Origin of the sequence: Mumia sp. (genome assembly GCF_028803055.1) — a bacterium.
Lineage (GTDB): Bacteria > Actinomycetota > Actinomycetes > Propionibacteriales > Nocardioidaceae > Mumia.
Genome location: NZ_JARBCJ010000093.1, coordinates 1 through 12796 on the forward strand (window position 1 = coordinate 1; position 12796 = coordinate 12796).

The 12796-nt window shown below is 70.7% G+C and carries 14 protein-coding genes; 7 read left to right on the forward strand and 7 right to left on the reverse strand.

Annotated features, from left to right (window positions below; translation table 11 throughout):
- A partial coding sequence (locus PV363_RS10390) for a glycoside hydrolase family 15 protein (RefSeq protein WP_301022285.1) occupies positions 1-2060 on the reverse strand: 2060 nt, incomplete at its 3' end.
- A 101-nt stretch (positions 2061-2161) separates the two neighbouring features.
- Here PV363_RS10390 and PV363_RS10395 point away from each other — a divergent pair.
- Together PV363_RS10395 and PV363_RS10400 are read left to right on the forward strand one after the other, a co-directional pair.
- Entirely contained in the window at positions 2162-2620 is a 459-nt protein-coding gene (locus tag PV363_RS10395; RefSeq protein ID WP_220365502.1) for a hypothetical protein, read from the forward strand.
- Between the two features lie 59 nt (positions 2621-2679).
- Positions 2680-3051: a PH domain-containing protein gene (locus tag PV363_RS10400; RefSeq protein ID WP_220341071.1), complete on the forward strand. Its 372-nt coding sequence runs from the start codon at positions 2680-2682 to the stop codon at positions 3049-3051.
- Positions 3052-3070: 19 nt separating this feature from the next.
- On the opposite strand, the gene PV363_RS10405 is transcribed toward PV363_RS10400, so the two are convergent.
- The 3 genes from PV363_RS10405 to PV363_RS10415 are packed head-to-tail and all read right to left on the reverse strand — an operon-like array spanning position 3071 to position 5420.
- A complete protein-coding gene (locus tag PV363_RS10405) occupies positions 3071-3910 on the reverse strand; it encodes an alpha/beta hydrolase (protein WP_301022286.1) in 840 nt (279 codons plus the stop codon).
- A 36-nt stretch (positions 3911-3946) separates the two neighbouring features.
- Positions 3947-4327: a hypothetical protein gene (locus PV363_RS10410; protein ID WP_220341069.1), complete on the reverse strand. Its 381-nt coding sequence runs from the start codon at positions 4325-4327 to the stop codon at positions 3947-3949.
- 37 nt (positions 4328-4364) lie between these two features.
- The gene (locus PV363_RS10415) at positions 4365-5420 is read right to left on the reverse strand and encodes a tocopherol cyclase family protein (RefSeq protein ID WP_301022287.1); all 1056 of its coding nucleotides are present in this window, start codon (positions 5418-5420) and stop codon (positions 4365-4367) included.
- 94 nt (positions 5421-5514) lie between these two features.
- Between PV363_RS10415 and PV363_RS10420 the strand changes: the two genes are divergently transcribed.
- The 3 genes from PV363_RS10420 (at position 5515) to PV363_RS10430 (ending at position 8077) form a co-directional block, all read left to right on the forward strand.
- Complete coding sequence (locus tag PV363_RS10420) at positions 5515-6171, forward strand: DUF4230 domain-containing protein (RefSeq protein WP_301022288.1); 657 nt, start codon at positions 5515-5517, stop codon at positions 6169-6171.
- A 71-nt stretch (positions 6172-6242) separates the two neighbouring features.
- A complete protein-coding gene (locus PV363_RS10425; RefSeq protein WP_301022289.1) occupies positions 6243-6794 on the forward strand; it encodes a helix-turn-helix domain-containing protein in 552 nt (183 codons plus the stop codon).
- Positions 6791-8077 carry an MFS transporter gene (locus PV363_RS10430; RefSeq protein WP_301022290.1) on the forward strand — a complete coding sequence of 429 codons (1287 nt, stop codon included), beginning with the start codon at positions 6791-6793 and terminating at the stop codon, positions 8075-8077. The genes PV363_RS10425 and PV363_RS10430 overlap by 4 nt, the downstream gene beginning before the upstream one ends.
- Here PV363_RS10430 and PV363_RS10435 read toward each other — a convergent pair.
- Both PV363_RS10435 and PV363_RS10440 read right to left on the reverse strand, forming a co-directional pair.
- Positions 7968-8519, reverse strand: a complete 552-nt coding sequence (locus PV363_RS10435) for a VanZ family protein (protein WP_301022291.1) — start codon at positions 8517-8519, stop codon at positions 7968-7970. The two genes, PV363_RS10430 and PV363_RS10435, sit on opposite strands and share 110 nt — an antisense overlap.
- Complete coding sequence (locus tag PV363_RS10440) at positions 8516-9118, reverse strand: M15 family metallopeptidase (protein WP_301022292.1); 603 nt, start codon at positions 9116-9118, stop codon at positions 8516-8518. The genes PV363_RS10435 and PV363_RS10440 overlap by 4 nt, the downstream gene beginning before the upstream one ends.
- 87 nt (positions 9119-9205) lie before the next feature.
- Here PV363_RS10440 and PV363_RS10445 point away from each other — a divergent pair, with 87 nt between their 5' ends.
- Both PV363_RS10445 and PV363_RS10450 read left to right on the forward strand, forming a co-directional pair.
- Positions 9206-9901, forward strand: a complete 696-nt coding sequence (locus PV363_RS10445) for a response regulator transcription factor (protein WP_220341064.1) — start codon at positions 9206-9208, stop codon at positions 9899-9901.
- A 10-nt stretch (positions 9902-9911) separates the two neighbouring features.
- Positions 9912-10994 carry a HAMP domain-containing sensor histidine kinase gene (locus PV363_RS10450; protein ID WP_255559274.1) on the forward strand — a complete coding sequence of 361 codons (1083 nt, stop codon included), beginning with the start codon at positions 9912-9914 and terminating at the stop codon, positions 10992-10994.
- 15 nt (positions 10995-11009) lie between these two features.
- Here the strand turns inward: PV363_RS10450 and PV363_RS10455 are convergent.
- Positions 11010-12796, reverse strand: a 1787-nt coding sequence (locus PV363_RS10455) for a glycoside hydrolase family 3 protein (RefSeq protein ID WP_366525471.1), incomplete at its 5' end; no start/stop codon positions are given.

Sequence of the window (12796 nt, forward strand, 5' to 3'; positions counted from 1 at the left end):
GTCGGTGGTCGGCCGTCCCACACCTGCTCGGAGATCATGTCGCTCTCGTTGGCGGCCGCCGCCACCGCAGCGAGGTACGACGACGCGTCGCGCCCGGCGGCCACCTCCTGCTCACCCCGCTCACCGGTGAGGAGCGGCCAGGCCCGGCCGAGCGTGGTGGCCGTGCCCGGCTCGGTGATCTCCCACTGCCGGCCTTCGCGTGTCTCGCCGTACCCGTCGAAGCTGAACCGCCGCCAGAACGGACCGTTCGGCGTCTGCACCTTCAGCTCCTGGTCGACGACAGCGAGAGACGACGCGATCACCGGGTCGTTCGCGGGGAGGATCCCCCACCGGGTGAGGGCGAGGAAGCTCGGGTCGACCACCCGGCGCTGGTCGATGCTGACGGGTCCCCCGTCACCCATCTCGTACGGCGAAGCCGTGTCGGGGAGCCCGTTCTTGGTGAGCCGCAGGAAGTACGGACGCGTCGAGAGCGGGCCGTTTGTGGTGACGGTCCAGCCCTTGACCTGGGACGCCCACCGGTCGGCGAGGCGGAGCCAGCGGCCCGCGGACTCCTGGTCGCCGTTCCTGCGCGCGATGTCGGCGGCGCACACCAGGCCGGCGATCTGCGCGGCGATCGAGTTCGGCGAGTAGCCGGACTGGTTCTCCCAGCGCTCCTGCGGCGAGAACGGCGCGGGGCGCCCGGTCTCCTCGTCGCGGAAACGCTCGAGGAAGGTGGCCGCGCGCTTCACCCCCCGGTACGTCGCGCGGTCGGTCTTGCCGGTCAGCCGCGCGAGCACGATCGGCAGCGCCACCTCGTCGAGCTGGAGCTCAGACCACACCGGATCGCCTTCGACGTCGGAGTTCTGTGGGAAGGATCCGTCGGGCTTCTGCTGCACTCGGAACAGCCAGTCGACGATGCGTCGCGCCGCCGCCTTGTCCCCCATGGCCCACATCGCGCTGCCGAACTCGTACGAGTCGCGTGACCAGACGAGGTGGTAGGCGCCGGACGGCGAGGAGAGGTCGGGGACCTCGTCGCCCCACACCCACGGCGCGGACGGCGAGGCGACGACGGCACCGGGGTTGCGCTTGTCCTCGGCGGCGGCCAGCACGAGCGCGGAAGCGAGGTACTGCCGCCGGACCGGAGCTGCCGACGCGGGAACCCGCTTCAGCGAGGCGAGATAGCGGTGCCACCCGCGGTCGTACCGGCGCTGGATGCTGGACCACGCCGTACGGGCGCTCGCGGCGGCGGTCGCACGTGCTGCAGCCGGGCGTCGCCCGAACCCCAGGGTGAGCGTGGCGCGCTGTCGCCCCGGCAGACCAGTGACACGGCTGACGCGGGCGGTCTGGACGACGTTGCCGGGTCCGGCCGAGCGGTGGCGCCGGTCGAGGCGGTGATCACGGCGCAGGTCACGCCACCCGTCGCTGGCACGACCGACGTACCCGTTGCTGCTCGCGCCGAGGCGCGGACTGGACCGCAGCGCGGTCGCGACCTGGCCGTCACTGGCGACCAGCGTCCGGCCGACCGTACGGGCACGGTCATCCATTCCGCCGTTGTTCAGGGCCGGGTCGTGCCGTACGAACAGGCGGTAGCGGCGCCCGTCCAGCGACTGCAGACGCACACGGACGACCAGGGCCGCGCGGCGCGGGTCGGTCGTCACCTGCTTGACGATGCGATAGCGACCGGCTCGCCCGCCGACCTGGCGGAACCGGAGGCTGCGTGCGTCAGGTCGCGTGGTGGCCGGACGCATGTCGACGGACTCGCGGTCGGTGAACCTCCTGCCGTCGGTGACGACGAGCTCGAGGCTCCGCACGCTCGGTGTCGACAGATCGGGATAGAAGACCTCGCTGACCCGGCCACGCTGGAGTGTGAACCACACGTTGCTGCGGCGAGCCCGAGCGGTGCCGAAGCCGGTCTTGTCGGCCTCGGTCCAGGTGCTCTTGGCGCCGGGGCTCCCGGGCGCGGGGCCGTCAGGTGCTGCGGCGGCCGGCGGAGCCGCGAGCAACGAGGCGCCGAGCAGCACCGCGGCCGTGGCGGCCAAGACTGCGGCGAGAGGACGTCGGGCGGGGCGGGGTGCGGGCATGGGGACCTCCAGAGCGCTGCGCTGTCCGTCTTGTTCCCTGTGACCTGCACCACAAACCCGCGTGTTGACCTCAACGTTGCTTGAAGTCCTACGGTCGTCGAATGACGACACAGCAAACCGCAGACGCCGACGTGACCGCGCAACCGGTCGCCTACTGGACCGGGGTCGCCTACGAGTCGGTGATCGCGTTCATCCGCGCGAAGCAAGCCGCGCTCGGCTTCACCCAGCCGCAGTTCTGGCTGCTGCGCAACCTGTCGAAGAACGACATCTCCTCCGACGGCCACGGCATGACCGTCCCCGACCTCCAGCAGGCCATGAGCTCCTACCTCAGAGTCGAGGACGACCTCGCTGCCGAAGCGGAGGTCATGCTGGACCGCGGATGGTTGACTCGCGATGCCGAGGGGAGGCTCTGGCTCACCGATGCGGGCGAGGAGGCTCGTGTCGCGTTCAAGCAGCACACCCCGGCGATCCGGGAGGCGATCCATCGCGGCATCGACGACGCCGACTATGCGACGACGGTGAAGGTCCTCCAGCAGATGATCCGGAACACGGCCGTCTGACGGCGCTCGTACGGCAGTCTGTTCCGCGACATCGTCATCGAGCTCTGAGGAGCACCCGCATGGAAACCGCCCCGATCGCCGCCTGGACCTTGCAGAACGAGATCCCGATCCCCGAGGACGTGAGGCCACTGCTGGTGCCGGGCGAGGAACCCGTCGCCGCCTTCAAGACCTTCCGCGACAGCGCCGTCTTCACGTCGAAGCGCCTGATCGTGCGGGACGCACAAGGGCTGACCGGCAAGAAGGTCGAGATCTACTCGCTTCCGTACAACACGATCAACATGTGGTCGTCGGAGAACGCCGGCCGGCTCGACTGGAACTCGGAGATCGAGCTTTGGACGCGCGCCGGCCACATCAAGGTCAAGCTCAGCAAGGGCGCGGACGTCCGGCGGATCGACAGCCTGATCGCGTGGGCCGTGCTCGGCAACCACTGACACGGTCGCCCGACCGGCCTCAGCGCGCCAACCACCCGGCCACGAGTGCGCGGAAGGCCGCCGGGTCGTCGAAGAACGGGAAGTGGCCGGCGCCGTCCTGCACCGCGAGCTCTCCGCGCGGGAACAGGGCGGCGAGCTCCTTCAACGGGCCGACCGGATTGCCCACGTCCACGCTCCCAGCGAGGACGAGGACCGGGATGTCGAGCGCTGCCAGGGCGGCCCGCGTGGCTTCGGGCTCGAAGGCCCCGTCGGCGCCGAACTCCTGGGCTGCCACCGGGTTGCGAGCCGCGTCCATCTCGGCGTCGTACGCGGCGGCCTCGTCGTCCCACCGCCCGTAGGTGAAGGGGGTGAACGCGGCCCAGTCCGCCTCGTCGGGAGCGCCGGACTGGATGCGGTCGAGCGCGGCCGCCGCGTCGGCGTACCAGGGCTCGGCCGCTCGCGAGCGCGCCACCTCGGACCGGGCTTCGTCGCTGATCTCGACGCCGACGGCCCGAGTGCTCGGAGTGATCAGCACGAGTCGCTCGACGCGGTCCGGATACTGCTCGGCGTATCGGTAGACGACGTTCGCCCCGGCCGAGTGGCCGAGCAGCGCGAGCGTGTCCAGGCCGAGGTGCAACCGCAGCGCCTCGACGTCGTCGACCAGCCGGTCGCACCGGTACGTCGCGGGGTCGGCGGGCGCCTCGGACGCACCGGTCCCCCGGGGGTCGAGGAGCACCAGCTCCGCCTCGTCGCTGATGCCGCCCAGGTCGCCGAGGTAGTCGGCGGGCAACGCCGGACCTCCCGGGACGCACACCAGCGGCGAGCCAGCACCGACTCGGCGATAGCCGAGGCGAGTTCCGTCGGGGGCAGTGATGTTCATGGGGATCCCTTCAGATGCCGGGTCCTGGGCGTGGGCTCATCGCAGAGATCGGACGACCGCGTCTGCGAGGTCGTGGGGCGTGCTGTTGAAGGCGATGGTCGCCTGAGAGGCGTGACGCCTGACCAGGTTGACGACCGTTTCGAAGAGCTCGAGCTGGTCCTCATCCTTGCGGAGACCACCGCCGACGACAACACAGTTCCAAGGGCGCGCTCGAAGCGCACTGCTGACGCGCGTGCGGATGTCGTCGCTGCCGTCCAGCCCCACCAGACATGCCTCGGCGTCATGACCGCGGGCGGCCAGGTCGGCCATGCCGCTCTCGATCGCCTCGGCGACCGGCTCCGGATCCCACGGTCCGGGAACCCGGAAGGGGTCGAGGCCGATCACCAGGACCTGCAGATGCGCCGCGGCGTCACTCACACCGCCACGATAAGGCCGCGCCGGTGTCAGGCCTCGGCTACGACAACGGCGGAGCATCCACGGCGTCCGGCCCGCCGCCACGGCGTACGACCTCGGCGCGCGCCCGGTCGATACCGCCGTGCTCGAGTGCGGCGAGGTGGGACTCGCCTTCCCAGACACGCCGTCCCCGGCGACGCACCGTCACCTGCATGGTGGCGCCGAGATGCTCGATCGCACCCGGCACGTTGCGCCGCTGCGCAGGGAGGGGAACGGGAAGCACGTGCGCGCTCGCCAGATTGCCCGAGCCCTCGATCTCGACCTGCCACTGGGCACTGCGCCCGCGCAGCGTCCAACGCTCGTCACTCACCTCCGCACGGACCGGCGACACGACCGGGTCGCCCAGCCGGACCAACCGGCCGTCGGGCAGGAGCACGACGACGGCGGTCACCGTGGTCCGGATCGGGCCGGCAGTCACCTCCCCGCCGGCGAAGGCGACGCACACCGACCGCTCGGCGAACCCTTGGGCCTGCCCCCACCACCAGGAGTCGGGGAACCCGCCCTTGCCCCAGTTCTTCTCGGCGTACACCGACCACCCGTCGAGGTCCCAGGTCTCCGTCCCGACGACGGCCTGGCCGTACGCAGACCCGCCGAGAAGCCACGGGTGCCAGTACTGGTTGAGACCAGGCACGGCCTGGAACACACTCGATCCACCCACGCTCCGACGCGGCCACGGCACCGGGGTCGTGACCCTGACGTCGAGCCGCGCGTCCGGGCCGAGATCGACCCGCAGGATGTCCGGTGTGCCGTGGAAGGCCTCTCCCGACAGCACTCCCAGCCCGTCCGCGGCGGCAGAGCCCGCCGGGTGCGCCGTGGTGCGGAGGAAGCCGCCCGGGTGAGCCGCGAGTCCCAGCGTCGACCACGTCCCGTCGGCGGCCTGGTTCACCCCGTCGAGCGCGATCACGACGCGACCCGACGCGGGGTCGGTGAACCGCCAGAAGTAGCCCTCCATCGCGACCCCGTGCGCGGGCAGCGGGTCGCCGAACGGTCGGTCGGCACCACTCGCGCGGTACGCCTGCCGGACTGACGAGACGGCGGTGCGCACCCAGGAAGTCATCCCCGCACTATGGCAGAGCACCGGAGCCCGAAGGCGCCGCGTCGGCGGCCCTGGCCGGACCACAGACGCGTGTCGAGCCACTATGTTGACGCCCGTGGCCTTCCAGCGCAGCGGTGTGACCGCGTTCAAGACCGTGATCGCTCTGGTGATCGCGTCGTCGTTGCTCACCATCGCTGCTGTGATGGCGATCGACCGCCTCAACATCTTTGACGGCTTCAACCCCTTCGGCTCCGAGACGGTCGATCGCTCGGGGCCGACGATGCTCGAACGGATCCGTACGCTCGAGGAGTTCACCGCGGCCGAGGGCAACTTCACCCAGGACGTGGACATCGAGAACGACACGAAGTTCGTCCCCGGCTTCGTCTCGGGCCAACGCGTCGTCGCCATCGTGACCGGCTCGGTGGGCGCCACCGTCGACTTCAGCCGCCTCGACGCGGACTCCGTCGCGGTCGACGAGGACTCCGGCACGATCAGGATCACCCTCCCGCAACCGACGCTGAGCGGCGCCGAGATCGACGAGCAGTCGGTACGGATCGTCTCGCGCCAGCGGGGCGTCGCCGACCGTGTCGAGGACTTCTTCGCCGAGAACCCGACCGACGACAGTCCGGTCTTCCGGACCGCGAAGGCCCGGATCGACAAGGCAGCCGACGAGTCCGAGCTGGTCGACCGTGCGCGCGCGAACACCGAGCAGTGGCTCCGTACGTTCCTCGCAGCGGCAGGTTTTGAGACCGTGAGCATCACCTGGCAGTAGCGCCCGCAGCGGCTCGGCGGAGATGTACAAGAACTGTTGTCCAACTGCTCCACCGAACTTAGCGTCGCGACATGACGTCCATCGAGACACTGCGCGCCGTGATGCAGCCGACCCGGCGACGGATGATCGAGTACCTCTATCTGCACGGGCCGTGCCAGGTGAGCACGCTGGCCCGCGCGCTCGACCAGCAGGTCGGAAGCATCAGCCACCACCTCCGGATGCTGGAGCGCGCCGGAGTCGTCTCCCAGGCGACGGAGCTGGCAACCGACGCCCGGACGAGCTGGTGGCGACTGGTGCAGAGCTCGATCTCCTGGTCGGTCGACGACTTCAACACCGACCCTGCTGCGCGGATGGAGGCGAAGGCCGCGGAGCGGGTCAACATCGACCACCAGCTCGCCAAGCTCGCAGCGTGGAAGCGGGCGTCTGACGGTGCGGGCGAAGAGTGGCGTCGTGCCGCGTTCAACAGCGGGTTGATCGCCTCCGCCACACCCGCGGAGCTGGACGCGCTCCATCAGGCCCTCGTCCGGACCTGGCGCGAGTGGCGCGACGCGATCGACGTCGACGACGGCCACGATCGAGAGCCGGTCTTCGTCTTCACGCACGGCTTCCCCAGCGCGCCATGACGACGACGTCGACCGTGCCGCCCTTCGCCCGAGATCGGATGGTCCACGGGTGGTTCGTGGTCAAGGGTGTCTCGGACGCCGGCGACGCCGCATGGATCATCGCTCTCGCGTGGACGGCGGTGCAGCTCGCGAGTCCCGCTGTCGCCGGCCTGGTCGTTGCCGCCGGCACGCTCCCCCGGGCCGCCGCCCTCCTGGTCGGCGGGGCGGTCGCCGACCGCTTCGACGTACGCCGGATCCTCACCGTGACGACCGCGGCTCGGGTGCTCGTCCTCCTCGGCACCATCGCGGTCGCGGTCCTGGCAGGAGAGTCGATCGCCCTGCTCGCCGTCGCCGCGATCGGCTTCGGACTCTGCGACGCGATTTTCGAGCCGGCCGCCGTCACCCTCGGTCGTCACCTCGTGCGAGAGGACGACCTGTCCGCGTACGGAGGGGCGAGCCAGACCTCCGCACGTCTCGGCGCCATGACCGGCGCCGCGATCGGCGGTGGACTGGTCGCCTTCGGAGGGCTGACGGTCAGTGCCGCGCTCAACGCGATCACCTACCTCGGGGTTCTCGGCTATCTGGCGGTGGCGCTCCGCCTCCGGTTCCCCATGCCCCGGATGGATCCGGCCCCGGTGCTGCGCGCCATCGGGGAGGGGTTCGGGCACCTGAGGACCACCCGGACGACGAGGACGCTCGTGATCACCCTCTCGGGCCTCAATCTCGCCGTCGGGCCGGCGCTCGGGCTCGGTCTCGCCCTCCGCGTGCGCGACGCGGAGTGGGGCGCGGGGACGCTGGGCGTGCTCCAGGCCCTGGTCGCGTGTGGCGCACTCGTGGGCGGAGCCGTCATGATCCGCTGGCAACCCCACCGGCCCGCCCCACTGGCATTCACGCTGCTCGTCGTGCAGGGGCTCGCGATCGTCCTCCTCGCGACACCCACGGTCCTCGTCACGGCCACGTCGTGCGTGATCATCGGTCTCACTGCAGGAGCCGCCTCAGCGCTGCTCTATGCCGTCTTCGTCCGGAGCGTCGCGCCCCAGTTCCTCGGTCGCCTCGGCTCCATCCAGCGCCTCGGCGACGACTGCCTCATGCCGGCGGCGATGGCCACCTTCGGCGCGGTGGCAGGTGGTGTGTCGCTCGCGGGCGCGTTCGGCATCTTCGGAGGAATGATGTCGGTCCTGATGGTCGTGGCGCTCACGCGATCGCGCGTGGCTGCTCCCGCCGCGACGCCGTGCCGGCCCCTCGCGACCGGCGCCACCACGGGCGCGAGACGAGAGCGGCGAGACCTGCGCCGACGCTGTTGAGCAGGATGTCGTCGACCGAGGCCACGCGCCCCAGCTGGACGACGTACTGCGTGACCTCGATCAGCAGCGAGCAGAAGGCCGCGACGACCATGACCCGCGGGACCGAGGCGAGTGCCCGGAACCTCACGGGGATCAGGAGGCCGAGCACCGCGAACACCAACAGGTTCCCGACGACCTGGTACGGCGGCATGGTGACGACGTCCCGGAGCGGCACCAGGCTCACCGTGCCGGTCTCAGCGGGGTTGCCCGGCTCCATGGTGAGCCAGACCCACGGTGCCGTCCCGTACACGATGCCGACCTCGGTGAGCGACACCCGCCACGCCGATCTCGTCGGGCTCCCTGCGCGACGGCGTACGCGTGCCAGCGCCCACGCGACCACTGCTGCCACCGGCAGAAGAGCCAGCATGACGAGGCCGATGCCGCCGTACCGGTCGATGATCACCGCTGCATCCTCGGGTCCTCGGTCGGGTCGGCGTAGGTCGGTGGGCAACCATGAGCCACGGCGTCGGTTCGCAGCTCATAGTGCCACGGCTCGTTGTCGTAGATCCGGCAGAGCCCGAAGGAGGCGCCGTGCTCGGCCAGCCATGCCGTGGCCGTCGACGGACCGATGTCGACAGCGTCCCCGGCCTCGTGCACCGAGGCCCCGGGCCGGGCGACCCACCGCCTGGCCTCCTCGTCCGAGCCGTACTTCTCCGCGGCCTCTCGGAAGAGCTGCTCCTGGTAGTCGGACGAGCGCCATCCACTGTTGACGGCGAGCTCGACACCGTCGTCGGCCGCGTCGGTCGCCGCCCGGCGAAGCGCCGTACGGAGCCTTGGGTCGAGGTTCGTCACCGCAGGGATCTCGGCGAGGACGGACGCGCCCTCGGCGATCCTGCCGCTCGCGCCGACGGCACGGGTCTCCGCGGGAACGCCGGTCTGCGGGATGCCGAGAACGGTCACCCACAGCGCGGCGGTGGCGGCAGCCGCGGCCGCGACCGTGACCGTGAGGAGGATCGATCGGGTGCGGCGCGCTGCCGCTCGCGGTTCCTGGGTACGGGACATGCCGCCAGTCAAGGAAAGGGCGTGTTGTCAGGGCGTACGCAGATTTCGATACGGCGGCGATAGGTGCCCACTCCCTACCATCGGAGGATGCGCGTACTGGTCGTCGAGGACGAGCCGTTCCTGGCGGAGGCGGTCCGCGACGCCCTCCGGCTGGAGGCGATCGCCGCCGACATCGCGGGCGACGGTGACACCGCTCTGGAGCTGCTCAGCGTCAACGCCTACGACATCGCCGTGCTGGACCGTGACATCCCCGGCCCGTCCGGAGACGAGATCGCCCGGCGCATCGTCGACTCCGGGGCCGGGACACCGATCCTCATGCTCACCGCCGCCGACCGCCTCGACGACAAGGCGTCAGGGTTCGAGCTGGGTGTCGACGACTACCTCACCAAGCCGTTCGAGCTGAGGGAGCTGGTGCTGCGGTTGCGGGCGCTCGATCGTCGCCGCGCGCACAGCAGACCGCCCGTGCACGAGGTGGCCGGCCTCCGACTCGACCCGTTCCGCCGCGAGGTCTATCGAGACGGCCGCTACGTCCCGCTCACCCGCAAGCAGTTCGCCGTCCTCGAGATCCTCGTCCTTGCCGAGGGTGGCGTCATCAGCGCGGAGCAGCTCCTCGAGCGGGCGTGGGACGAGAACGCGAACCCGTTCACCAACGCCGTACGCATCACCGTCTCCGGCCTCCGCAAGCGACTCGGGGAACCCGGGCTGATCGCCACGGTTCCCGGCGTCGGGTATCGCCTCGACACGCAGACGCACGTGGGGCGCGAGGGAGCACGCGGTGGCTAGGGCGCCCGGGATGAGCGTGCGGCTCAAGCTCACCCTCAGCTATGCCGGCTTCTTGATGGTCGCCGGTGCCCTGCTCCTCGCCACGGTCTGGGTGTTCCTCCTGCGCTATGTGCCCGACCATGCGAACCTCGGCCCCGGCCCCTTCACCCCCACACGCTCCGACCTGCTGGAAGCCTTCGCACCGAGAGCTGCTCAAGCACTGGCGGTCCTGCTCCTGGTCGGTCTCGCCGGAGGCTGGTTCCTCGCCGGTCGGATGCTCGCTCCACTGACCCGCATCACCCTTGCCACGCGTCGGGCGGCGACCGGCGAGCTCTCGCACCGGATCGACCTCGACGGTCGACACGACGAGTTCCGTGAGCTCGCCGACGCCTTCGACACCATGCTGGGACGACTCGAGGCGCACGTCGCCGAGCAGCAGCGGTTCGCGGCCAACGCCTCGCACGAGCTGCGTACGCCGCTGGCGGTGACGCAGACGCTCCTCGATCTCGCTCGGAAGGACCCGAGCCGCGACACGGGGGAGCTCGTGGAACGTCTCTCGGCAGTCAACACCCGGGCGATCGAGCTCACCCAAGCCCTGCTCCTGCTCAGCCGCACAGACCAGGGCTCCTTCACCCACGAGCCTGTCGACCTGTCGCTGCTCGCCGAAGAGGCCACCGAGACCCTGCTCCCGCTCGCGGAACGGCGCGGCGTCAGCATCCAGACCTCCGGTGACGTCGCGACGACCAGCGGCTCGCCCACGCTGTTGCTGCAGTTGACCACCAACCTCATCCACAACGCGATCGTCCACAACCTGCCGGCGCACGGCCACGTGCAGGTGACCACGGGAGTCGAGCCCGCCAGCGTGCTGCTCACCGTGGAGAACACCGGCGAGCTGCTCAGCCCGCAGCTCGTCGCGACACTGGCCGAGCCGTTCCGGCGCGGCACCGATCGCATCCACGCCGACCACTCCGGGGTCGGCCTCGGCCTGGCGATCGTCCAGCACATCGCCCGCGCGCACGCTGGCACTCTGACCCTCGCCCCTCGGCCTGCCGGTGGGCTGTGCGTCACGGTCCGGCTGCCCCTCCTGCGGGGACAGCCTCACACGGACCGATAGCCGCAGACGCTCCCGTCAGTAGCCCAGCCCGTGCCCGAACGGGAACAGGTCGCCCGTGCCGTCCGCCCGCGGGATCGAGACCGGAAGCTTCCCGGTGGGTTCGAGCTCGCCGAACATGACGCGGACCAGTGAGTCCATCTGGTGCGCGGTGTACCCGTACGTGTCCAGCACGGTGGGCGCCGCGGGGAACGACGCGACGTCGTACGGGTTGCGGACCGCCACGGCCACGACCGGCGTCCCCGTCGCCAGCAGCGCCCGGACCAGCGCGGTCTGCGCCACCGCGGCCGCGGTCGGCTGGCCGGTGTCCGGGTTGAAGCCGTAGGCGTTGTTGGTCGTCACCACCACGAGGTCGGACGCTCGCGCTGCTGTCACGGCGTTGGCGATCGCGGCGGCCGTCGGTGTCGTCCCCGACTCCAGGACCTGGGGGGTCGCCCCCCGTGCTGCGACCGCGTTCGCGATCGTCTGTGTGGTCCCGACTCCCCACCCGGCGACGAGCACCCGACGAGGTCCGGCCGTGAGCGGCAGGAGCGCGTCGTCGTTCTTGACCAGGGTGGTCGTCCGGTCGGTGATGGCCTGGGCGTCGGCCACGTGCTCGGGGGCTCCGACGACGTGGGTGGCCGCCACCGGGTCGACGTAGGGGTCACCGAAGATCCCGCGGCGGTGCTTGTGCAGCAGGATGCGGTAGACCGACTCGTCGAGACGCTGCTTGCTGATCTCGCCGCTGCGGACGGCGTCGAGCACGGCGTTGTAGGCGGTGTCCATCTGCGGCGGCACGAGCAGCTGGTCGGCTCCCGCGAGGAAGGCGCGGACGGGCGCGACGTCCGGCGGGTAGGTCGCGGTGGCGCCCTGCATGTCCAGCGCGTCGGTGACGATGAGGCCCTCGAACCCGAGCTCCTCGCGCAGCAGACCGGTCAGGATCTTGTGCGACATGGTCGCCGGCACACCGGGGTCGATCGCCGGCAGGACGATGTGCGCCGTCATGATCGACTCGATCCCGGCGTCGATCGCGGCCCGGAACGGCGGGAGGTCGATCGCTTCCAGCTCGGCTCGGTCGTGCGTCACCTCGGGGAGACCGAAGTGGCTGTCCTTGGCGGTGTCGCCGTGCCCCGGGAAGTGCTTGGCGACGGCGGAGACCCCGCCGGCACGGTAGCCGCGGACCTGGGCGGCGACCAGACGCGAGACCAGCCCCGGGTCGGACCCGATCGACCGGATCCCGATGACCGGGTTGTTGGGGTTGACGTTGACGTCGGCGACGGGAGCGTAGTCCTGAGTGACCCCGACGGCATCGAGCTCGGTGCCGATGACCTCGGCCGAGCGTCGAGCATCTCGTGTCGACCGGCCTGCACCGAGCGCCATGTTGCCGGGCATCTGGGTCGCGGGAGGCCCGAAGCGGGCGACGAGTGCACCGCCCTCCTGGTCGACCGAGATCTGCAGCGGGATGCGGGACGGCAGGGACAACGCGGCACGCTGAAGGCCGTTGGACAACGTCGCGACCTGCGCAGGGTCGCCGATGTTCTCGTCGTTGTTGCGTGTCGTGTAGTAGATGACGCCGCCGGGCTGGTACTTCGCGACAGCCTGGGCGGGGGTGTCCACGCCGTACATCCGCCGGTTGATCGCCTTCGCTGCGTCGCTCGGCGCGTAGGCGTCGCGCCCGGCCACCTCGATGACGAAGAGCTGACCGACCTTCTGCTCCAGTGTCATGTGTCGCAGCTGCGAGATCACCTTGCCGCGGTAGGGCGCGTCACCGGAGTGTCCCGGTCCGCTCGCCGTGGCCGCAGGTGGCCCGAACGCGGCGACCAGCG